At 54.7% G+C, this 351-nt stretch carries 1 protein-coding gene; it reads right to left on the bottom strand.

All coding sequences use genetic code 11. The annotated features are described in order from the left end of the window. Positions 1–351: GTP-binding protein (locus NNN71_RS25035; RefSeq protein WP_271459622.1), on the bottom strand; the 351-nt coding region annotated here is incomplete at both ends.

The raw sequence follows: 351 nt of genomic DNA, 5'->3' as shown, positions 1-351 counted from the left end.
CACGACCGGAGATGGAGAATACGTCTTCGATCGGCAGCAGGAACGGCTTGTCAATCGCACGCTCTGGTTCTGGGATGTAAGAATCCAGGAAGCCAGCCAGTTCGATGATTTTCGCTTCCCACTCTGCGTCGCCTTCCAGCGCTTTTAGAGCAGAACCACGAACGATCGGAGTGTCGTCGCCCGGGAAATCGTACTGAGACAGAAGTTCACGAACTTCCATTTCAACCAGTTCCAGCAGCTCTTCGTCATCAACCATGTCGCATTTGTTCAGGAACACGATGATGTACGGAACGCCTACCTGACGACCCAGCAGGATGTGCTCACGAGTCTGCGGCATCGGGCCGTCAGTCG

The organism is Kluyvera sp. Awk 3 (assembly GCF_028069715.1).
GTDB classification, from domain to species: Bacteria; Pseudomonadota; Gammaproteobacteria; order Enterobacterales; family Enterobacteriaceae; genus Kluyvera; species Kluyvera georgiana_A.
The sequence above is the reverse complement of the archived record's forward strand: the minus strand, read 5'-3'. Positions and strand labels throughout refer to the sequence as shown.